Annotated in this window: 22 protein-coding genes and 1 pseudogene; 15 read left to right on the top strand and 8 right to left on the bottom strand. The window is 72.4% G+C overall.

The genetic code is table 11. The features are described 5' to 3' along the window. Positions 1–208: pseudogene (locus ACZ6ZR_RS34550) on the top strand (GNAT family N-acetyltransferase); the annotation flags it as partial. On the opposite strand, the gene ACZ6ZR_RS34545 reads toward ACZ6ZR_RS34550, so the two are convergent. After that, complete coding sequence (locus ACZ6ZR_RS34545; RefSeq protein WP_465649283.1) at positions 185–1,258, bottom strand: glycoside hydrolase family 26 protein; 1,074 nt, start codon at positions 1,256–1,258, stop codon at positions 185–187. The pseudogene ACZ6ZR_RS34550 and the gene ACZ6ZR_RS34545 overlap by 24 nt on opposite strands. A gap of 130 nt (positions 1,259–1,388) precedes the next feature. Then, complete coding sequence (gene ypfJ / locus ACZ6ZR_RS34540; protein ID WP_465649281.1) at positions 1,389–2,276, bottom strand: KPN_02809 family neutral zinc metallopeptidase; 888 nt, start codon at positions 2,274–2,276, stop codon at positions 1,389–1,391. Between the two features lie 187 nt (positions 2,277–2,463). Between ypfJ and ACZ6ZR_RS34535 the strand changes: the two genes are divergently transcribed. The 9 genes from ACZ6ZR_RS34535 to ACZ6ZR_RS34495 all read left to right on the top strand — a co-directional run bounded on the left by ACZ6ZR_RS34535 (position 2,464) and on the right by ACZ6ZR_RS34495 (position 9,304). Further along, complete coding sequence (locus ACZ6ZR_RS34535) at positions 2,464–3,372, top strand: hypothetical protein (RefSeq protein WP_465649279.1); 909 nt, start codon at positions 2,464–2,466, stop codon at positions 3,370–3,372. Between the two features lie 292 nt (positions 3,373–3,664). Further along, positions 3,665–5,263, top strand: coding sequence for an ABC-F family ATP-binding cassette domain-containing protein (locus ACZ6ZR_RS34530; RefSeq protein WP_465649277.1), 1,599 nt, complete (start codon positions 3,665–3,667; stop codon positions 5,261–5,263). 358 nt (positions 5,264–5,621) lie between these two features. Next, the gene (locus ACZ6ZR_RS34525; protein ID WP_465649275.1) at positions 5,622–5,855 is read left to right on the top strand and encodes a helix-turn-helix domain-containing protein; all 234 of its coding nucleotides are present in this window, start codon (positions 5,622–5,624) and stop codon (positions 5,853–5,855) included. 200 nt (positions 5,856–6,055) lie between these two features. Beyond that, positions 6,056–6,862 (top strand): enoyl-CoA hydratase/isomerase family protein, encoded by an 807-nt coding sequence (locus ACZ6ZR_RS34520; RefSeq protein WP_465649273.1) that lies wholly within the window; start codon positions 6,056–6,058, stop codon positions 6,860–6,862. Positions 6,863–7,139: 277 nt separating this feature from the next. Beyond that, positions 7,140–7,616, top strand: a complete 477-nt coding sequence (locus tag ACZ6ZR_RS34515) for an Asp23/Gls24 family envelope stress response protein (RefSeq protein ID WP_465649271.1) — start codon at positions 7,140–7,142, stop codon at positions 7,614–7,616. A 24-nt stretch (positions 7,617–7,640) separates the two neighbouring features. After that, entirely contained in the window at positions 7,641–7,832 is a 192-nt protein-coding gene (locus ACZ6ZR_RS34510; protein ID WP_465649288.1) for a hypothetical protein, read from the top strand. Beyond that, on the top strand, positions 7,829–8,149 hold the full coding sequence (locus ACZ6ZR_RS34505; protein WP_465649269.1) for a hypothetical protein: 321 nt from the start codon (positions 7,829–7,831) through the stop codon (positions 8,147–8,149). Before ACZ6ZR_RS34510 ends, ACZ6ZR_RS34505 begins: the two co-directional genes overlap by 4 nt. After that, positions 8,139–8,684 (top strand): DUF6286 domain-containing protein, encoded by a 546-nt coding sequence (locus ACZ6ZR_RS34500; protein WP_465649267.1) that lies wholly within the window; start codon positions 8,139–8,141, stop codon positions 8,682–8,684. The genes ACZ6ZR_RS34505 and ACZ6ZR_RS34500 overlap by 11 nt, the downstream gene beginning before the upstream one ends. Further along, the gene (locus ACZ6ZR_RS34495; RefSeq protein ID WP_465649265.1) at positions 8,681–9,304 is read left to right on the top strand and encodes an Asp23/Gls24 family envelope stress response protein; all 624 of its coding nucleotides are present in this window, start codon (positions 8,681–8,683) and stop codon (positions 9,302–9,304) included. Before ACZ6ZR_RS34500 ends, ACZ6ZR_RS34495 begins: the two co-directional genes overlap by 4 nt. A 17-nt stretch (positions 9,305–9,321) precedes the next feature. Here the strand turns inward: ACZ6ZR_RS34495 and ACZ6ZR_RS34490 are convergent, their stop codons facing one another. The 3 genes from ACZ6ZR_RS34490 to ACZ6ZR_RS34480 all read right to left on the bottom strand — a co-directional run bounded on the left by ACZ6ZR_RS34490 (position 9,322) and on the right by ACZ6ZR_RS34480 (position 12,138). Next, a complete protein-coding gene (locus tag ACZ6ZR_RS34490) occupies positions 9,322–10,083 on the bottom strand; it encodes an SDR family oxidoreductase (RefSeq protein ID WP_465649263.1) in 762 nt (253 codons plus the stop codon). Between the two features lie 38 nt (positions 10,084–10,121). Continuing rightward, positions 10,122–10,922 carry an SURF1 family cytochrome oxidase biogenesis protein gene (locus tag ACZ6ZR_RS34485; protein WP_465649261.1) on the bottom strand — a complete coding sequence of 267 codons (801 nt, stop codon included), beginning with the start codon at positions 10,920–10,922 and terminating at the stop codon, positions 10,122–10,124. 226 nt (positions 10,923–11,148) lie between these two features. Next, positions 11,149–12,138, bottom strand: coding sequence for a DEDDh family exonuclease (locus tag ACZ6ZR_RS34480; protein ID WP_465649259.1), 990 nt, complete (start codon positions 12,136–12,138; stop codon positions 11,149–11,151). A gap of 175 nt (positions 12,139–12,313) precedes the next feature. On the opposite strand from ACZ6ZR_RS34480, the gene ACZ6ZR_RS34475 reads away from it, so the two are divergent. The 4 genes from ACZ6ZR_RS34475 to moaA all read left to right on the top strand — a co-directional run bounded on the left by ACZ6ZR_RS34475 (position 12,314) and on the right by moaA (position 16,661). Further along, positions 12,314–13,357 (top strand): zinc-dependent alcohol dehydrogenase family protein, encoded by a 1,044-nt coding sequence (locus tag ACZ6ZR_RS34475; protein ID WP_465649257.1) that lies wholly within the window; start codon positions 12,314–12,316, stop codon positions 13,355–13,357. 201 nt (positions 13,358–13,558) lie between these two features. After that, complete coding sequence (locus ACZ6ZR_RS34470; protein ID WP_465649255.1) at positions 13,559–13,912, top strand: DUF485 domain-containing protein; 354 nt, start codon at positions 13,559–13,561, stop codon at positions 13,910–13,912. After that, positions 13,909–15,534, top strand: a complete 1,626-nt coding sequence (locus ACZ6ZR_RS34465) for a solute symporter family protein (protein ID WP_465649253.1) — start codon at positions 13,909–13,911, stop codon at positions 15,532–15,534. Before ACZ6ZR_RS34470 ends, ACZ6ZR_RS34465 begins: the two co-directional genes overlap by 4 nt. Positions 15,535–15,671: 137 nt before the next feature. Next, positions 15,672–16,661, top strand: a complete 990-nt coding sequence (gene moaA, locus ACZ6ZR_RS34460) for a GTP 3',8-cyclase MoaA (RefSeq protein WP_465649251.1) — start codon at positions 15,672–15,674, stop codon at positions 16,659–16,661. 36 nt (positions 16,662–16,697) lie between these two features. Here the strand turns inward: moaA and ACZ6ZR_RS34455 are convergent, their stop codons facing one another. Beyond that, on the bottom strand, positions 16,698–16,955 hold the full coding sequence (locus ACZ6ZR_RS34455; protein ID WP_465649249.1) for a hypothetical protein: 258 nt from the start codon (positions 16,953–16,955) through the stop codon (positions 16,698–16,700). Positions 16,956–17,174: 219 nt separating this feature from the next. Then, positions 17,175–17,504 carry a DUF3099 domain-containing protein gene (locus ACZ6ZR_RS34450; protein WP_465649247.1) on the bottom strand — a complete coding sequence of 110 codons (330 nt, stop codon included), beginning with the start codon at positions 17,502–17,504 and terminating at the stop codon, positions 17,175–17,177. 199 nt (positions 17,505–17,703) lie between these two features. On the opposite strand from ACZ6ZR_RS34450, the gene ACZ6ZR_RS34445 reads away from it, so the two are divergent. Beyond that, positions 17,704–17,970 (top strand): GlsB/YeaQ/YmgE family stress response membrane protein, encoded by a 267-nt coding sequence (locus ACZ6ZR_RS34445; protein WP_465649245.1) that lies wholly within the window; start codon positions 17,704–17,706, stop codon positions 17,968–17,970. 18 nt (positions 17,971–17,988) lie between these two features. Here the strand turns inward: ACZ6ZR_RS34445 and ACZ6ZR_RS34440 are convergent, their stop codons facing one another. Continuing rightward, positions 17,989–18,540, bottom strand: coding sequence for an RNA 2'-phosphotransferase (locus ACZ6ZR_RS34440; RefSeq protein WP_465649244.1), 552 nt, complete (start codon positions 18,538–18,540; stop codon positions 17,989–17,991). Positions 18,541–18,545 lie beyond the last annotated feature (5 nt).

Below are 18,545 nucleotides of genomic sequence, written 5' to 3'. Positions count from 1 at the left end.
CAGCCTGCTGCGCGGCCAGGAGCCGTACAAGCAACGCTGGCGTCCCGACCAACTCCCCAACCAGCGGCTGGTGCTGGGCCCGGGCCGGCTGGCGCCCTGGGCGGTGGCCCGGGCCGTCCGGGTCCGGGTCCGGCTGGCGCTCGCGCACCAGCTGCGGACCCGGATGCCGGGGCTGAAGCGGGTGCTACTGGCCCGGATGCGCGGCTGACGGGGTGGTGGCTCCCTTGGAGCCGGTCATCAGATCGCGGTAGACGCGGCTGGAGCGCGGGTTCCGGTCGCACTGCCAGAAGCCGTGCGGGCAGTAGTCGGTGACGGTCTGGTAGGCGGTGTCGTGGGTGCGGATCCAGTCCACCATCCGCCGGACGAACTCGGGGTTGTCGCCGTTGCGGAACAGCCCCCACTCCGGGTACGACACCGGCTTGCCGCGCTTGGCGGCGAACTCCACCTGGTCCTGCAGGCCGTAGGGCTCGGAGACGAACTCGTCGAAGGTGGCGCCGGCCGGCTGGTCGTAGCTGTCCATGCCGATGATGTCGACCACGTCGTCGCCGGGGTAGCACCTGGTCCAGGGGATCGCGTCCAGCCCCCGGGTCGGGTTGAAGTCGAACTTGAAGTGCTGCCCCGGCACCGAGCGCATCACCGTCACGATCCGCCGCCAGTACGCCTTCCAGGCCGTCGGGTCGGGCTTGCAGCGGCTGGTGTAGGTGATGCCGTTCATCTCCCACCCCAGGGTCAGGATGGTGTCGTGCCCGCCGAGCGCGACCAGCTTGCGGGCCAGCTTGAGGAAGTGCTGGTCGAACTCGCCCTTGTTGCCCCGGGCCAGCAGCCGGGCCACCTCGGCGTCCGGGGCGTTGTTCTCGTTCGGCACCAGCATCGGCACGCCGAGCACCAGCTTGCGCTGGGGGTCGGCCAGCTTCCACTGCGACCAGAGGCCGAGCACCACCGTCTCGCCCTCGACGTCGTTCCAGCCGTTCCCGGCCAGGTAGGTGTGGCCGACCTGCATGTTGGCGCCCTTGAGCCAGGTGGCCATCCGGGCGATGTTGGGGATGTAGTTGTCCCAGGAGCCGACGAAGGCGCCGAACGGCGGCTCGTGCTTGGCCCGCTGGACGTTCGGACGGGGTGCCGCGCCGCGCGGCTCGATCGCGTCCGAGGAGAGCGAGGTGTGCCGCTCGGTCTGGCTCAGCGGGGTGCCGGCGGGGACGCTCGCGGTGGTCACCAGCAGCAGCGCGGCGGCGGCCAGGGTGAGGCGGCCGATTCGCATGGGTCTTCTCCTCGGGGGACGTGCCTGCGGGCCCGGGCAGGCCCGTAGGCACGACGGTAATCCCACAGACCGTCAGAAAAGCCTCATGTCACTCGATAGTGGTAGGTCGCGGGCGGGCCGTCCGGAGGGATCAGCCGAAGGTGTTGCAGCGGGCCATGTCCCCGGACCGGTACCCGGTGGTGAACCACTGCTGGCGCTGGGCCGAGGAACCGTGCGTCCAGGTCTCCGGATTGACCCGGCCGCGGGCCTGCTGCTGGATCCGGTCGTCCCCGACGGCGGCGGCCGCGTCCAGGCCGGCCGCGATGTCGGCCTCGGTGAGCGAGGTGATCAGGGGGCGCCCGGTGGAGGCCAGCGGCGCGCGGGTGGCGTTGTACGCCCAGACCCCGGCGTAGCAGTCCGCCTGCAGCTCCAGCTTCACCGAGCCGCTGTCCGCACCCTGCCGGTCGTTGCCGACCTTCTTCATCTGCCCGGTGAGGTTCTGGATGTGGTGCCCGTACTCGTGCGCCACCACGTAGGCCTCGGCGAACGGGCCGCCCTTGGCGCCGAAGCGGCTGCTCAGCTCGTTGAAGAAGCCGAGGTCGAAGTAGGCCTTCCGGTCACCCGGGCAGTAGAACGGGCCGACCGCCGAACCGGCCGTCCCGCAGGCTGTGTTCACCTGGTTGGTGAAGAGCACCGTCTGGGCGGGGGAGTAGGCCCCGGCCCGCCGGGTGAACTCCTGCCGCCAGAAGTCCTGCACGCTGTTGACCACACCGACGATCCGGCAGTCCTGCCGCCGGTTGGCGTCCGCGCCGGTCTTGCAGGTGTCGTCCACCTGGTTCGCCGTGGTGGTGCCCGCGGAGGTGCCGGAGCCGCCGTCGCCGATCCCGACGCTGCTCGGGTCCACCCCCAGCAGCAGGGCCAGGACCAGACCGATCAGACCGACCGCCCCGCCGCCCACCGCGACCTTCCCGCCGCCCGACATCCCGCGCCGGTCCTGGACCTGAGAGGTGTCCAGATCCGCCTGGTCGTCAAACTGCATCGAGTACCACCTCTGTAACAGTCCGTCGGGTGACAGCAGTCGCACCCTAGCCTCGCCCGAGGGCGCCCGCCCGCCGAGAATCCCAGGTCCGGAGGGGGTCGTGCGGACCTCGGGGAACCCGTCGGTCTTCCGGGTGGGCGGCCGAGTCTGGCTGACGGAGCACGCCCGGCCCGGGTACGCTCCGCCCGTGTCCTGGAAGCTGCCTGCCCCCGTCCGACGATCCGTGCTGCCCGCCGTCGCCGTCCTCGTGGTGCTCGGCGCGGGTGCCGCGGCGCACGCCAACAAGCCCGTCCCCTTCGGCGACGTCCTGGTCAAGCCGGGCGCGGTCGACGCCAGCCCGGTGGGCGCGCAGTCCCGGGACTCCGGTGCCCTGGAGCTCAAGGTCGGCCCCGGCCTGGAGGCCTACGACCGGCTGACCGACGAGCACCTCTGGTCCTACCGCCGCGAGGGCGCGACCGCCCTGCACCTGTCGATGGTCGGCGAGAACGCCGTGGTGGTCTGGGACGACGGGATGGTCACCTCCGTCCGGCCGAGCGACCACGAGGTCCGCTGGCACCGCGCCGTGCCCGGCCTGAGCGACTGGCTGGAGGGCACCGACGCCAAGGACGCCGGCAGCCGCACCGAGGCCGAGAAGCTGGCCACCTCGGTCCGCCGGGCCGCCGCCGCGCTCCAGCCGGTGAACGACCCGGAGGGCGGCTGGGTCGCCGTGGTGACCCCGGCGCTGACCATGGGCTTCCGCGACAGTGACGGCGACCTGCGGTTCAACTCCCGCCCGCTGTCCGGCTGTTCCTACGACCCGCTGCGGGCCGTGCACACCGACTACGCGGTCCTGGTGCCGCGCTCCTGCACCGGCACCACCGGCGCGGGCGGCCAGCTGCCCGGCGGCGTGACCGGCTTCAAGATCAACGCCAAGGGCTTCCAACTCGGCGCCGGCCCGAACGTCCAGCTGCGCCGCCTCGACGAGCAGCGCGTCTCCATCGAGGACGGCCCGATCCTCGGCACCCGGGTCTACGACACCCGCATCGCCACCCCCGAATCCACCTGCACCACCGACTTCGCAGCCCTCCACCCCCGCCCGGGCTGTCCCACCAGCTGACCTGTGGCCCCGAAGGGGCCACCCAGGGGCGCGAGGAACTGCGCGAGTCCGGAAGGCGGACCAGCGTGAGGTCGGGGCAGGTGAGCCAGTTGCAGGTGTTGCCGGTCCCCAGCGCGCAGTTCCCCGCGCCCCTGGGGCATCACCACTCACGCCGTCCTTAATCCCTCAAGGGTTCCTCCGGGCTGCCGGTAGACTGGCCCGCATGGCTGTTCCCTCCCGGCATTAGCGCGCGCAGCGCCCGCCACACGTCCGCCGTCCGCTGCCCCCCGCCAGTCCCAGGAGTAACCCAGCCATGATTGCCGCCAACGCGCTCGAACTGCGTGCCGGTGCCCGCGTCCTCATCGAGTCCGCCTCCTTCCGGATCGCCCCCGGCGACCGGATCGGTCTGGTCGGCCGCAACGGCGCCGGCAAGACCACCCTCACCAAGGTCCTGGCCGGCGAGGGCCTGCCCGCCTCCGGCACCGTGACCAGCTCGGGCCAGGTCGGCTACCTGCCGCAGGACCCGCGCACCGGCGACCTGGACGTCCTCGCCCGCGACCGGATCCTCTCCGCCCGCGGCCTCGACACCGTGCTCAAGAAGATGCGCGAGAACGAGGAGCGGATGGCCAACGGCAAGGGCTCCACCCGCGACAACGCGATGAAGAAGTACGCCCGCCTGGAGACCGAGTTCCTCACCAAGGGCGGCTACGCCGCCGAGGCCGAGGCCGCCACCATCGCCGCCGCGCTCGGCCTGCCGGACCGCATCCTGGGCCAGGAGCTGCACACCCTCTCCGGTGGTCAGCGCCGCCGCGTCGAGCTGGCCCGGATCCTCTTCTCGGACTCCGACATCCTGCTGCTCGACGAGCCGACCAACCACCTCGACGCCGACTCGATCGTCTGGCTGCGGGACTTCCTGAAGACCTACAAGGGTGGCTTCATCGTCATCTCGCACGACGTCGACCTGGTCGAGACGGTCGTCAACAAGGTCTTCTACCTGGACGCCAACCGCGCCGCCATCGACATCTACAACATGGGCTGGAAGCAGTACCAGCAGCAGCGCGAGGACGACGAGAAGCGCCGCAAGCGCGAGCGCGCCAACGCCGAGAAGAAGGCCGCCACCCTCAACGCGCAGGCCGACAAGATGCGCGCCAAGGCGACCAAGACGGTGGCCGCGCAGAACATGGCCCGCCGCGCCGAGAAGCTGCTCTCCGGCCTGGAGCAGGCCCGGGTCTCCGACAAGGTCGCCAAGCTCCGCTTCCCGGACCCGGCCCCCTGCGGCAAGACCCCGCTGACCGCCAGCGGGCTCTCCAAGTCCTACGGTTCGCTGGAGATCTTCACCGACGTCGGCCTGGCCATCGACCGCGGCTCCCGGGTGGTCATCCTCGGCTTCAACGGCGCCGGCAAGACCACCCTGCTGCGGATGCTCGCGGGAGTGGAGCAGCCGGACACCGGCGAGGTGATCCCGGGCCACGGCCTGAAGATCGGCTACTACGCCCAGGAGCACGAGACCCTCGACCCCGAGCGGACGGTGCTGGAGAACATGCGCTCCGCCGCCCCCGACACGGACCTGGTGCAGATCCGGAAGATCCTCGGCTCCTTCCTGTTCTCCGGTGACGACGTCGACAAGCCGGCCGGGGTGCTCTCCGGTGGTGAGAAGACCCGCCTCGCGCTGGCCTCCCTGGTGGTCTCCTCCGCCAACGTGCTGCTGCTCGACGAGCCCACCAACAACCTCGACCCGGCCAGCCGCGAGGAGATCCTCGGCGCGCTGCGCACCTTCGCCGGCGCGGTGGTCCTGGTCACCCACGACGAGGGCGCGGTCGAGGCGCTCCAGCCGGAGCGGATCATCCTGCTCCCCGACGGCGTCGAGGACCTCTGGAGCCCGGCCTACCAGGACCTGGTCTCGCTGGCCTGACTGGCGGAGTGAGGGCGTCGAGTAGACGCTTCCTCACTAATCTGACGTAGAAAAGCCGGTCTCTGACGGAATCCGGGAATGGGAGACTCCCGGATTCCGTTTGAGGAGTTCCACTCGTGGCAGGGCGGTGTTCATCCCCCCGCCTGCCCGTGCTGATCAGCTCTTTCTCCCTTCACCACATCCTTCCGTGTGCCGCCCGAGGGGGCGTGAGCACTCTTGGTGAGCGCCCTTGTGCGCTGCGATCACGACCGGCAGACTGCGCTTTCCCGGTATCGACCTTGTCGAATGGGTGGCCAGGAGCCTGGCTATGGGTGATCATGGGAATCTGACCGAGCAGCACAGTTACGAGGAGGCACGGGTGGCCGAGACTCTGAAAAAGGGCAGCCGGGTGACTGGTGCCGCGCGTGAGAAGCTCGCGGCCGATCTCAAGAAGCAGTACGACTCCGGAGCGAGCATTCGTGCGCTCGCGGAATCCACCGGCCGTTCCTACGGCTTCGTGCACCGCATGCTCAGCGAGTCCGGAGTCAATCTCCGGGGCCGTGGCGGTGCCACGCGAGGCAAGGGCAAGACCACTGCGGCTTCCGGTTCCTGACGAGCCGTCAACACCGTACGCACCACCATTGCACGCACCACCACTCAGCTCCCAGCTCCAGACGAATCGGCGGCCGGAATCCCGGACCGCCGATCGTCGTTCCCGGCACCGACGGGCGCTCCGATCGGAGTACTGTCCGGCGGTGCCGGTTTTTGTTACTCTCCGGTAGCCAGTCACCCCGCTGCCGGAGGTACCGCATCATGACCAGCCCCGCCGCCGACCTCGACCCGCAACTCCTGGAGCAGGCCGGGGTCCGGCTCGAAGTCGAGGGCGACACCGCCGTGGTGACGCTCTGCCGCCCCGACCGCCGCAACGCCCAGTCGCCCGCCATGTGGCGCGCGCTCGCCGGCATCGGCCGCAGCCTGCCCGGCACCGTCCGGATCGTCCTGCTCCGCGGCGAGGGCCCGGCCTTCTCCGCCGGGCTCGACCGGGCCATGTTCACCCCCGAGGGCATCCCCGGTGAGCGGAACTTCCTCCAGCTCGCCGCGGCCGACGACAAGGACCTCGACGAGACCATCGCCTCCTACCAGGAGGCCTTCACCTGGTGGCGCCGCCCGGACCTGATCTCGATCGCCGCCGTCCAGGGCCACGCGGTCGGGGCCGGTTTCCAGCTGGCCCTCGGCTGCGACATCCGGGTGGTCGCCGACGACGTCCGCTTCTGCATGAAGGAGACCTCCCTCGGGCTGGTCCCCGACCTGGCCGGCACCAAGCCGCTCACCGAACTGGTCGGCTACGCCCGGGCGTTGGAGATCTGCGCGACCGGCCGCCAGGTCGGCGCGGAGGAGGCCGTGGCCACCGGGCTGGCCAACCTCGCCGTCCCCGCCGCCGAGCTCGACGCCGCCGCACGCGACCTCGCGGCCGCCCTGCTGGCCGCCCCGCGCAGCGCCGTCATCGAGACCAAGGCCCTCCTCCAGGGCGCCGCCTCCCGCACCTACGACGAGCAGCGCACCGCCGAGCGCGCTGCCCAGGCCCGCCGCCTCCGCGACCTCGCCGGCCTCGGCGACTGAGGGCCCCTCGGCGCCCGGTAGGGCGGCGACCTCAGGGGCGCGAGGAACTGCGCGGGTCCGGAAGGCGGGCCGGCGTGGGATCGGGGCAGGTGGGCCAGTTGCACCTGCTGCCGTTCCCCCGCGTGCAGTTCCCCGCGCCCCTCGGTCGCTGCCCTTCCGCGCGTTCGGCTGGAGGCGCTTGGGCCGTACGGACCTCAAAGCGGGCGGGGGGAGTGGCGGAATGTCAGAGTTGGGCTGGTTTGCGATATAGCTGGACCCGTACCGCGAGGAGTCACTGATGCCCGAGAGCCCGACGCCCGCCGTCCTGGCGAAGAACGACACCGCGAAGCCCGACGCGGCGGAGGAGCGTGGCCGCACCGCCCTGGCCGTCGGGGTGGTCGAGAAGATCGCCGGCATGGCCGCCCGGGAGGTGAGCGGGATCCATGCCCTGGGGTCCGGGTTCTCCCGGACCTTCGGGGCGATGCGGGACCGGGTGCCCGGGGGCAAGTCGAGCGTGGGCCGGGGGATCAAGGCCGAGGTGGGCGAGAAGCAGACCGCCATCGACATCGCCCTGGTGGTGGAGTACGGCGTGGTGATCCCCAAGCTGGCGGCCGAGGTGCGGGCGAACATCATCGCGGCGGTGGAGAAGATGACCGGCCTTGAGGTGGTCGAGGTGAACATCGCCGTCAACGACGTCCACCTGCCCGACGAGCCGGACGAGGGCGAGGACGAGCAGCCCGAGGCCGACAGCGGCCGCCGGGTCAGGGTTCGGTAGACCGGTGAGCGAAGGGATGACGGCGTGAATCTCGGCCTGATCGGGCTGGTGGTGGGGATGGCCCTGGGCTTCGCCGGGTACTTCGGCGGGTTCGCCGCCTTCCTCCTGGTGGCCGCGCTCGGCGCGGTCGGCTTCGTGGCGGGCCGGCTGATCGACGGCGACCTCGAACTGAGCGACCTGGGTGAGCTGTTGCGCGGCCGGGACCGGCGTCGTTGACCACCGCGGCGCCGGTGCCGGCGGTCGAGCGCGGTCAACTCCGGATCGCTGACCGGGTGTTCACCCGGCTGGCCGCGCTGGCGGCGAGTCAGGCGCTGGCCGAGGAGGGCGACGGCACGGTGCAGCGCACCGCCGTGGCCGAGCTGCACGGCTCGGTACGGCTGACCGTCGGGGTGGAGCTGCCGTTTCCGGCCGATCTGGCGGCCTCGGCCGAGCGGGTGCGGGCGGCGGTACGGGAGCGGCTGTCGGAGCTGACCGGGCGGACCGTCGGCGAGGTGGTGGTCGTGGTGGAACGGCTGGTGCCGCGTGGCCGCTGAGCCGACGGAGGTGCAACTCCCGCCCAAGGTGCGGCGGTTGCGCTCGGACCGGACCTTCTGGGCAGGGCTGGTGGTGGTCGCCGGGCTGGTGGTCGCCGGGGCGCTGCTGTACGACGCGGCGGCGGTGCGGGCCGGGCGGACGGCCGGGCCGTGGCGGTCGGAGACCGCCGACGAGCTGGCGCGGCGTCACCTGGACGATCCGGTGGTGCTGATCGCGGCGGGCGCCGCCGTCCTGCTCGGGCTGGGCCTCCTGGTACTGGCGCTGACGCCCGGTCAGCGACGCTGGCTGGCGCTGACCCGGCCGGGCGCGGTGATCGACCGGGCCGGGGTCTCCGCCCTGGTCTCCCGGTGGGCCCGGCGGATCGACGGGGTCGGCTCGGTCCGGGTCCGCACCGGCCGTGGCCGGACCGTGGTGCGGATCGACGGCGAGGCCGAACCGGCCGCCGTGGAGCGGGAGTTGCGGGCCGAGCTGGCCCGGGTGCCACTGGCCGGGGAGCACCGCCTGGACGTACGGACCGGACGGGGGCGCCGATGAGCCGGGGCACGGTCAACCGCGCCGTCCTGCTGCTGGCCGGGGTGGCGTTGGCGGCGGGCGGCGTCCTGGTGCTGGCCGGCGGGCTGGACCTCTACGCACGGCTGGGGTGGACCCCGCCGGGCTGGTGGCCGCTGACCTCGCCGGACCAGCCGGTGTTCAGCGACGCCTCGCGGACCAGGTGGTCCGGCGAGGCCTGGTGGTGGCCGGTGGTCTTCGCGGTGCTCGGGCTCACGGTGGCCTGCGGCCTCTGGTGGCTGTTCGCCCAGGCCCGCCGCAGCGGGCCCCCGGCCGTCACCCTGCCGGTCGCGGCCCCCGGCCTCACCCTGCGGCTGCGGGCCCGGGCGCTGGCCGACGCGGTGGAGACCGAGACCATCGCCCTGCCCGAAGTCGCCCGGGTACGGGCCCAGTTGACCGGCACCTCGAATCGGCTGCGGCTGCGCGCAGCCGTCCGGCTCACCCCGGACGCCGACCCGGCCGCCACCCTGGAGCACCTGCACGACGGACCGCTCGCCCACGCCCGCACCACCCTGGCCCGCGACCTCCCGGCCGAGCTGCGGCTGCGGGTGGTCCGGCCGCCCAGCCCGCCGCGCCGGGCCGGGGCGAAGCCCCGCGTGACCTGAGGGGGCCGCAGGGGCCGTCAGAGGCCGCGCAGGGCGCCGCCGTCGACGGGGATCATCACGCCGGTCAGGTACGAGGCGGCGGGGGAGAGGGCGAAGGCCGCGACCCGGCCGAACTCCTCCGGGGTGCCGTAGCGGCCGAGCGGGATGGTGGCCGCGGCCCGGGCCTGGGCGGCGGCCGAGTCACCGCTGAGGGTGTCCAGTTCGCGCATGCGGTCGGTGGAGATCCGGCCGGGCAGCAGGCCGAGCACCCGGATGCCGCGCGGGCCGAGCTCGTCGGCCAGCGACTTGGCGGCCATCGCCAGGCCCGGGCGCAGGCCGTTGGAGATGCCGAGGCCGGGCACCGGCTGGCGGACCGAGGTGGAGAGCACGAAGGCGATCACCCCGCCCTCGGTGAGCGAGGCGGCGGCGGTGCGGGCGATCCGCAGCGCGCCCAGCACCACGGACTCGAACGCCGACTGCCACTGCGCCTCGGTGGTCTCCAGCACCGTCCCGGCCGCCGGGCCGCCGACGCTGACCAGGACACCGTCCAGCCGTCCGAACTCGGCGACCGCCGCGTGCACCAGCTGGGCCGCCGCCCCGGGGTCGGCGTTGTCCGCCGCCACGCCGAGCACCCGGCCGGGGGCGTTCAGGGAGGAGGCGGCTGCCTCCACCGCCTCCTTGGTACGGCCGCTGACCACCACCTGGGCGCCGTCGGCGAGCAGTTCACGAGCCGTGGCGAAGCCGAGGCCCCGGGTCGCCCCGGTGACCACGTACACCTTGTCCTGAAGTCCGAGATCCATGGGCCACATCCTGCCGCACCCGGGCCCCGGACGGATCGTCAGGTCGCGACCGGCTCGGGTTCCGTCGCGTCGGCCTTGCCCGCTGCCGCGGCGAGGTCGCGGGCCTCGCGGCGGGCCAGCACCACCAGGCCGACCGGGACCAGGGCGGCGAACAGCCACCACTGGACGGCGTAGGCCATGTGCGGCCCGATCGAGGAGTGGTCGGGCTCGGCGAGCAGGATCGGCGCGTCGCCCTGGGCCGGGGCGGAGGCGGTGAGCTCCATGAAGCCGCCGAGCACGGGGGTGGCGAGGCGGTCGGACTGCTCGGTGCTGCTGATCAGCTGGTACTGACGGTCCGGCAGCTTGCCGCGGGCCTTGAGGCTCTTGCTCTCGGCGGTCTCGTCGCCGCGCAGCCGCCCGGTGACGGTCACCTGGCCGGCGGGCGGGGCCGGGATGGTGGGGTAACTGGTGGCGTCGCCGGCCGAGTCCACCCAGCCGCGGTTGACCAGCACGGTGCCGGCGCCGTCGGCGAGGTGGAGGGGAGTGATCACGAAGTAGCCGATGCTGCTGCCACCGGGCTCCGTGCGGTTGCGGATCACGAACTCGGTCGCCGGGTCGTACTGACCGGTGGCGTTGACGGTCCGCCAGCTGAGGTCCTTCGGGACGGCCGTGCCGGGCCGGGACAGCGAGTCGAACGGGACGGCGGGGGCGGTCAGGCTCTGCGCGATCAGCTCGTTCCGGGCGACCCGGGCCTCGTGGCGGTGGTACTGCCAGAAGCCCAACCGGACCATGGTCGGGATCAGCAACAGCACGAAGAGGACGATCAACGCCCAGCGCCGGGACAGCAGAAAACGGTACACAACGGCAAACTACGCGCCCTCACACCGCGATCACACACCGGGGGCCACCCCGTGGGGGGCAGGGGCGCGAGGCTCTGCTGACCTGCGGCTCCGCCGCGCGGGCGCGAGTACGGAAGGCGGCCCAGCGTGAGGTCGGGGCAGGCGAGCCAGTTGCACGTGGTGCCGTCCGCCGGCGCGCAGTTCCTCGCGCCCCTGGGTCGCTGCCCTGCCGCGCGCCGTTGTCCGTCTACGCCGAGTGCGGAGCGACCTCGCGGAGGAGGTGGAGGAAGGCGTCCTCGCCGATGACCGGGGTGCCGTACTCGCGGGCCTTGCGGGCCTTGCCGCTCCAGCTGCCGGCCTCGTTGGTGACCAGCAGGCTGGTGAGGCGGCTGACCGAGGAGGCGATGTGGAGGCCGGCCTCGATCGCGCGGTCCTCCAGCAGCTCCCGGTCGGTGGCGGTGTCGCCGGTGATGGCGACCCGCATGCCCTGCATCAGCGGGCGGCCGTCGACCCAGCGCCCCGGGTTGGGGTAGGGGCAGGTGGGTCGCTTGCGGCTGGCCCGGTAGGAGGAGCCGTAGGAGCGGGAGGAGGAGGCCGCGGCGGGCGAGTCGTCGAAGTCGGTGACGGCCACGCAGTTGGTGAGCGGGAGCGGGACGCCGAACTGGCGGGCCAGCTGGAGGCTGGGGCGGAAGGCCTCGGCCAGTACCCGGGCGTCGTCGAGGGCGTTGTGGGCCTGGCGCTGGTGGACGTCGAAGTGGGCGGCCAGGCTGGCCAGCTTGCCGTTGGGCAGCGGCAGGCCGAGGTCGCGGGAGAGCACCATGGTGCAGATCCGCTGCTCGACCGGGGCGCGCAGCCCGGCCCGGGAGAACTCGCGGGAGATCATGTTCCAGTCGAAGAGCGCGTTGTGGGCCACCATCACCCGCCCGGCCAGCCGCTCGGCGAACTCGGCGGCCACCTCCGGGAAGGTCGGGGCGCCGGCCAGGGCCGCGCTGGTGAGGCCGTGGATCCAGGTCGGCCCCGGGTCCCGCTGGGGGTTGACCAGGGTGTACCAGTGGTCGGTCACCTCGCCGTGCGCGTCCAGCTGGTAGACACCGGCGGAGATCACCCGGTCCTGCCGGCCGAGGCCGGTGGTCTCGACGTCGACCACGGCGAAGCCGGGGCCGTCCTCGGGGGTGCGCTGGGCCGGGAACGGCGGGGCCCAGACGGGCTCGTCGTCCGGGGGCTGGATCGCGTACATGGAGAACCACTTTAAGGGCGCGCGCCCACACCGTTGGCCGAACGGCCCCCTCGGGGCGGCCGGTCGCCCGGAAAGTGGCGAATCCGACATCGGGATCCATCAGGAATACCGTGGGGGAGGGAGAGCGTCCTACCGGGCGGCACCACCCGCACACCAGCACGAAGGAAGACCCCTCATGCGCGCCACCGTCATCCACGGCCCCCACGACATCCGGATCGAGGAGGTGCCCGACCCGCAGGTCCGTCAGCCCACCGACGCGGTGGTCCGGGTGCTGAACGCCTGCATCTGCGGCAGCGACCTCTGGGCCTACCGCGGCGTGGCGAAGCGTCAGCCCGGCCAGCGGATCGGCCACGAGTTCCTCGGCGTGGTCGAGGCGGTCGGCTCCGAGGTGTCCACGACCAAGGTCGGCGACCTGGTGGTGGCCCCCTTCGTCTGGTCCGACGGCGTCTGTGACTACTGCCGGGACGGGCTGCAGACCTCCTGCCCGCACGGTGGCTTCTGGGGCGAGCCGGGCTCCGACGGCGGCCAGGGCGAGGCCGTCCGGGTGCCGTTCGCGGACGGCACCCTGGTGAAGCTGCCCAAGGAGGCGGCCACCGACGAGGCGCTGCTGCCGCACCTGCTGGCGCTCTCCGACGTGATGAGCACCGGCCACCACGCCGCCCTGGCGGCGGGCGTCAGGCCCGGCGCGACGGTCGCCGTGGTCGGCGACGGCGCGGTCGGCCTGTGCGGCGTGCTGGCGGCGCAGCGCCTGGGCGCCGGGCGGATCATCGCGCTCGGCCGGCACGAGGCCCGGACCGCGATAGCCCGCAAGTTCGGCGCCACCGACGTGGTGGCCGAGCGCGGGGAGGCCGCGATCGAGGCGGTCCGCGAGCTGACCGGTGGTCAGGGCGCGCACGCCGTGCTGGAGGCGGTCGGCACCGAGGAGTCGATGCGCACCGCCATCTCGATCACCCGCGACGGCGGCGGGGTCGGCTACGTCGGCGTGCCGCACGGCGGCAGCGCGGGCGTGGACATCAGCCAGATGTTCAACCGGAACGTCCGGGTCGGCGGCGGCGTCGCCCCGGCCCGCGCGTACATCCCCGAGCTGCTGGCGGACGTGCTGTCGGGCAGGATCGAGCCCGGCCTGGTCTTCGACCGCACCGTCGGCCTGGACGGCGTGCCGGAGGGCTACCGGGCGATGGAGGACCGCGAGGCGCTGAAGGTCCGGATCAGCTTCTGACGGACCGGAGCCTGACGTCCCCTCAGGAAGGCGGTACCGCTGCGGCGGTGCCGCCTTCCTGACGTTGTGGAGCGGTTCCTCGGCCCGGGGTCTGTCGTGTACGCCTCGGCAGGCCCTAGCATGCAGCGGCATCGCGACTGTGACGCCCCTCACGTCCATTCGTTCCCCACTGTGCCGCCGACACATCACAGGAGACGCCGAGTGGAAACCCCTGCAACTGCCGAGACCACGCCCACGGAAGTCCAACTCATTGAACAGAGCGAGGAGTTCGCCGCCCTGAGGAGGGCGTTCCGGGGGTACGTCTTCCCGGTCACGGCGGGCTTCCTGCTCTGGTACCTGCTGTACGTGCTGCTCTCCAGCTACGCCCACGACTTCATGGCGATCAAGCTCTTCGGCGCGGTCAACATGGCCCTGCTGCTCGGCCTGCTCCAGTTCGCCTCCACCTTCGGCATCGCCGCCTGGTACGCCCGGTACGCGGACCGCGGACTCGATCCGAAGGCCGCCGCGATCCGCGAGCGCGCCACCGTCGTGAGCCCGCGGGAGGCCGCCGAATGAATGCCCAGGCAGCCACCGCGCTGGCCACCGCCGCGACCGAGCACCGCGGCCTGACCATGAGCCTGTTCGGCCTCTTCGTGCTCGCCACCCTGGGCATCACGATCTGGGCCGGCCGGCAGACCAAGGACGCGGCCGACTTCTACGCCGGGGGCCGCGGCTTCACCGGCTTCCAGAACGGCCTGGCGATCTCCGGCGACTACATGTCCGCCGCCTCCTTCCTCGGCATCGCCGGGGCCATCGCGCTGTTCGGCTACGACGGCTTCCTGTACTCGATCGGCTTCCTGGTGGCCTGGCTGGTCGCCCTGCTGCTGGTCGCCGAGCCGCTGCGCAACTCCGGCCGCTACACCATGGCCGACGTGCTGGCCTTCCGGATGCGCCAGCGCCCGGTGCGCACCGCCGCGGGCATCTCCACCATCGTCGTGTCGGTCTTCTACCTGGTGGCCCAGATGGTCGGCGCCGGTTCGCTGGTCGCCCTGCTGCTCGGGGTGAGCGGGGACGGCGCCAAGCGCTGGACCATCGTGGCGGTCGGCGCGCTGATGGTGATCTACGTCGCCATCGGCGGCATGAAGGGCACCACCTGGGTGCAGATCGTCAAGGCGGTGCTGTTGATCGCGGGCGCCGGGCTGATGACCGTCCTGGTGCTGGCCAAGTTCGACTTCAACATCTCCCACCTGCTCCAGGCCGCCGCCGACAAGGCCGGCAAGGGCTCGGCCTTCCTGGAGCCCGGGCTCAAGTACGGGGTCAGCGGCACCAGCAAGCTGGACTTCCTCAGCCTGGGCCTGGCCCTGGTCCTCGGTACCGCCGGCTTGCCGCACATCCTGGTCCGCTTCTACACCGTGCCCACCGCGAAGGTGGCCCGGAAGTCGGTGCTCTGGGCGATCGGCATCATCGGCGGTTTCTACCTGATGACCCTGGCGCTGGGCTTCGGCGCCGCCGCCCTGGTCGGGCCGAAGGACATCAAGGCCTCCAACGCCTCGGGCAACACCGCCGCCCCCCTGCTCGCCGAGTACCTCGGCGGCGGGGCCGGCACGACCGGCGGGGCGATCCTGCTGGCCGTCATCTCGGCGGTCGCCTTCGCCACCATCCTGGCCGTGGTGGCCGGTCTCACCCTGGCCTCCTCTGCCTCCTTCGCCCACGACCTGTGGGCCAACGTGATCCGCAGGGGCAAGGCGGACGAGAAGGAGGAGGTCCGCTCGGCCAAGCTGGCCGCGATCGGCATCGGAGCGGTGGCGATCGTGCTCAGCCTCTTCGCCGACAAGCTGAACGCCGCCGCCCTGGTGGCGCTGGCCTTCGCGGTGGCCGCCTCGGCCAACCTGCCGACCCTGCTCTACTCGCTGTTCTGGAAGCGGTTCAACACCACCGGCGCGGTCAGCTCGGTCTACGCCGGCCTGATCAGCTCGGTCACCCTGGTGTTCTTCTCCACGGTGGTCTCCGGCGGCAAGAACTCGCTCTTCCCGCACAGCGACTTCCACTGGTTCCCGCTGGAGAACCCGGGCCTGGTCTCGATCCCGATCGGCTTCCTGGCCGGCTGGCTGGGCACCGTGCTGGCCAAGGAGAAGGCCGATCCGGCCAAGGCCGCCGAGCTGGAGGTCCGCTCGCTCACCGGCCTGGGCGCACACTGACAGAGCTGACCTAGTCGCAGCCGGTCGGTCCCGCCCACCGGATGGAACGTGGCCGTGAGGGATCACGGCGTTAAGCTGGCCCGGCCCACCGACAGGCGGCCGGGCCAGTCGCGCTCCAGGGAAGGGGGCCGAGTACCGTGCTCCTCGACACCTACGGACGGCAGGCCGTTGACCTCAGGGTCTCCCTGACCGACCGCTGCAACCTCCGCTGCACCTACTGCATGCCCGAGGAGGGTCTGCAGTGGCTCGGCAAGAGCGACCTGCTCACGGACGAGGAGATCGTCCGGCTGGTCTCCCTCGCGGTGCGCGAACTCGGCGTCCGGGAGGTCCGGTTCACCGGCGGCGAGCCGCTGCTCCGCCCCGGCCTGGTCTCCATCGTGACCGCCTGCGCCGCGCTGGAGCCCCGCCCCGAGCTCTCCCTCACCACCAACGGCATCGGCCTGGCCCGCACCGCCACCGCCCTCAAGGCGGCCGGCCTGGACCGGGTGAACGTCTCGCTGGACACCCTGGACCCGGAGCTCTTCCACACCCTGACGCGCCGTCACCGCCACCACGACGTGCTGGACGGCCTGACGGCCGCCGAGGCCGCCGGGCTCACCCCGGTGAAGCTCAACGCGGTGCTGATGCGCGGGGTCAACGAGCACGAGGCGCCCGACCTGCTCGGCTGGTGCCTGGAGCGCGGCTACCAGCTGCGCTTCATCGAGCAGATGCCGCTGGACGCCCAGCACGGCTGGGACCGCTCGCAGATGGTCACCGCCGAGGAGATCCTGGACCGGCTGCGCACCCGCTTCGAGCTCACCCCCGAGCCCTCCTCGGTGCGCGGCGCCGCCCCGGCCGAGCGCTGGCTGGTCGACGGCGGCCCGGCCACCGTCGGTGTGATCGCCTCCGTCACCCGGCCGTTCTGCCGGGCCTGCGACCGCACCCGGCTGACCGCCGACGGCCAGGTCCGCAACTGCCTCTTCGCTACCGGGGAGACGGACCTGCGCACCGCCCTGCGGGACGGCTCGAGCGACGCCGAGCTGGCCGCGCTCTGGCGGGCCGCGATGTGGGGCAAGAAGGCCGGCGCGGGGATCGACGACCCGGACTTCCTCCAGCCCGACCGCCCGATGTCCGCCATCGGCGGCTGAGGGGTCTGCTGAGGGGCTGAGGCGGCTGACGCGCCGTCAGGCCCCTTCCGGGTCCTGCCAGTCGGCGAGGGCGACGGTGTCCTTCAGGAAGCCCCGCACGCCGAGGAACTGGCCCAGGCTCTCCCGGTGGTCCTCACAGGCGAGCCAGGTCTTCCGGCGGTCCGGGGTGTGCAGCTTGGGGTTGTTCCACGCCAGCACCCACGCGGCGGGCTTCCGGCAGCCCTTGGCCGAGCAGACCGGCGGGCCCTCGGGGCCGTCCGCCGGGCCGAAGAGGTTGAGCGAGGGGCTGTCCATGGAGCTGCCGTTCCCAGTACCCGAACACGACGACGCCGGGCAGCCACGGGGGGAGCCGCCCGGCGTCGGTCAGTCGCTCCGACGGGGGATGCGGAGCGCGTACGCAGTATGTCACGCCGGACCGCCCACGTGGCTAGGTCCGTCGAGATTAATCTGAGCTTGTTCTGAGCTTTCTGTCCGGCAAATCGGCTGAACAGCCGTCAAACCGGGCAGAGAGCCTCAGGCGCGGGGCTGGTCACCGCCGCCGCCGGTGCCGCCCGGGCCCAGCATCAGGGGGGTGTCGGCCGGGATCGCGAAGGTGCTCGGCAGGCCGGGGGCCTTCTCCCGGCCGGCGTTGGCGATCAGCACCGCGAAGTACGGCAGCAGCACCGCGCCGGCCAGCGCCCCGTAGGCGACGAACCGCTCGACGTTCCACATCACCACCGCGAGCAGCACGCAGAGGGTGCGCGCCAGCATCGAGATCACGTACCGCCGTTGGCGGCCCCGGACGTCCTCGCTCAGCGCGCTCCGCGCCCGGGTGATCCGGAAGACCTCGTCCCGCTTGCCCATGCCTCTAACCGCCCTCGTCAGCCCCCGCACTCCGGCCCGGTGCGGTGCTCTCACGGTACGCCCGCCGACGCCGCCCGAGGAGGGTGGGGGCACGGGAACGGCCCACCCGGGGTGCGGGTGGGCCGGGCGGGGCAAAAACTGTGATCCACGGGGAGGAGCACCGCCGAGGGTCGGCGGCCGCGGCCTCCGGGAGCTGACTATGTGGGCGATCATCTCGGCGCTGATCGAGGGTCTGATCCTGGGCGGCATCGCCCGGTTGCTGATCCCGGGGAAGCAGGACATCCCGCTCTGGCTGACCATGCTGCTCGGCATGGTGGGCGCGATCGTCGGGAACCTGGTGGCGCACCTGTTCGGGGTGGCGGACACCCGGGGCTTCGACTGGTGGCGGCACGCCTTCCAGCTCGGTGCGGCGGTGCTGCTGATCGTGGTGGTGGCGCCGGTCTGGAGCTCCAGGAAGAAGTCCTGACCGGAGCCTGACGCCACCTCAGGCGGCCAGCTGTCCGAGGAAGCCCGGCGGTACGGCGTCGGTCAGCCAGACGCCGTTCGCGGAGATCCGGAACTCGTGTCCGGCCGCGTGCAGCGCCGCCGCGTCCACCGTGAGCACCACCGGACGGCCGTGCCGGGAACCGACCCGCACGGCCGTCTCGGTGTCCGCCGACAGGTGGACGTCCTGACGGCTCATCGGGCGCAGGCCCTCGCGGAAGATCGCGTCCAGGTGGGCCCCGGTGGTGCCGTGGTAGAGCACCGCCGGGGGCTCGGCGGCGGCCAGACCGAGATCGACCGCCACCGAGTGGCCCTGGCTGGCCCGGATCGCCGAGCCGTCCTCCGAGTACGCGAAGCGCTTCTTGTTGTTGTTCGCCACCACGTGGTCCAGCTCGTCCCGGGTGATCCGGGTGCCCTTGCGGCGCAGGGCGGCGAGCAGGGTCTCCACCGGGACCCACCCGGCCTCGTCCAGCGTGACGCCGATCGAGGACGGGTCGTGCCTCAGGACCCGGGAGAGGGTCTTGGAGACCCGTACGGTGCGCTTCTCGTCCACGGTTT

The sequence above is a fragment of the Kitasatospora sp. NPDC088742 genome (genome assembly GCF_055584905.1).
The sequence above is the reverse complement of the archived record's forward strand: the minus strand, read 5'-3'. Positions and strand labels throughout refer to the sequence as shown.

What these genes read in the sequence shown, in the direction of transcription:
- ACZ6ZR_RS34545 (WP_465649283.1), bottom strand. Translation starts at nt 1,258, where the DNA reads ATGCGAATCGGCCGCCTCACCCTGGCCGCCGCCGCGCTGCTGCTGGTG.
- ypfJ (WP_465649281.1), bottom strand. Translation starts at nt 2,276, where the DNA reads ATGCAGTTTGACGACCAGGCGGATCTGGACACCTCTCAGGTCCAGGAC.
- ACZ6ZR_RS34530 (WP_465649277.1), top strand. Translation starts at nt 3,665, where the DNA reads ATGATTGCCGCCAACGCGCTCGAACTGCGTGCCGGTGCCCGCGTCCTC.
- ACZ6ZR_RS34520 (WP_465649273.1), top strand. Translation starts at nt 6,056, where the DNA reads ATGACCAGCCCCGCCGCCGACCTCGACCCGCAACTCCTGGAGCAGGCC.
- ACZ6ZR_RS34515 (WP_465649271.1), top strand. Translation starts at nt 7,140, where the DNA reads ATGCCCGAGAGCCCGACGCCCGCCGTCCTGGCGAAGAACGACACCGCG.
- ACZ6ZR_RS34495 (WP_465649265.1), top strand. Translation starts at nt 8,681, where the DNA reads ATGAGCCGGGGCACGGTCAACCGCGCCGTCCTGCTGCTGGCCGGGGTG.
- ACZ6ZR_RS34490 (WP_465649263.1), bottom strand. Translation starts at nt 10,083, where the DNA reads ATGGATCTCGGACTTCAGGACAAGGTGTACGTGGTCACCGGGGCGACC.
- ACZ6ZR_RS34480 (WP_465649259.1), bottom strand. Translation starts at nt 12,138, where the DNA reads ATGTACGCGATCCAGCCCCCGGACGACGAGCCCGTCTGGGCCCCGCCG.
- ACZ6ZR_RS34475 (WP_465649257.1), top strand. Translation starts at nt 12,314, where the DNA reads ATGCGCGCCACCGTCATCCACGGCCCCCACGACATCCGGATCGAGGAG.
- ACZ6ZR_RS34465 (WP_465649253.1), top strand. Translation starts at nt 13,909, where the DNA reads ATGAATGCCCAGGCAGCCACCGCGCTGGCCACCGCCGCGACCGAGCAC.
- ACZ6ZR_RS34455 (WP_465649249.1), bottom strand. Translation starts at nt 16,955, where the DNA reads ATGGACAGCCCCTCGCTCAACCTCTTCGGCCCGGCGGACGGCCCCGAG.
- ACZ6ZR_RS34450 (WP_465649247.1), bottom strand. Translation starts at nt 17,504, where the DNA reads ATGGGCAAGCGGGACGAGGTCTTCCGGATCACCCGGGCGCGGAGCGCG.
- ACZ6ZR_RS34445 (WP_465649245.1), top strand. Translation starts at nt 17,704, where the DNA reads ATGTGGGCGATCATCTCGGCGCTGATCGAGGGTCTGATCCTGGGCGGC.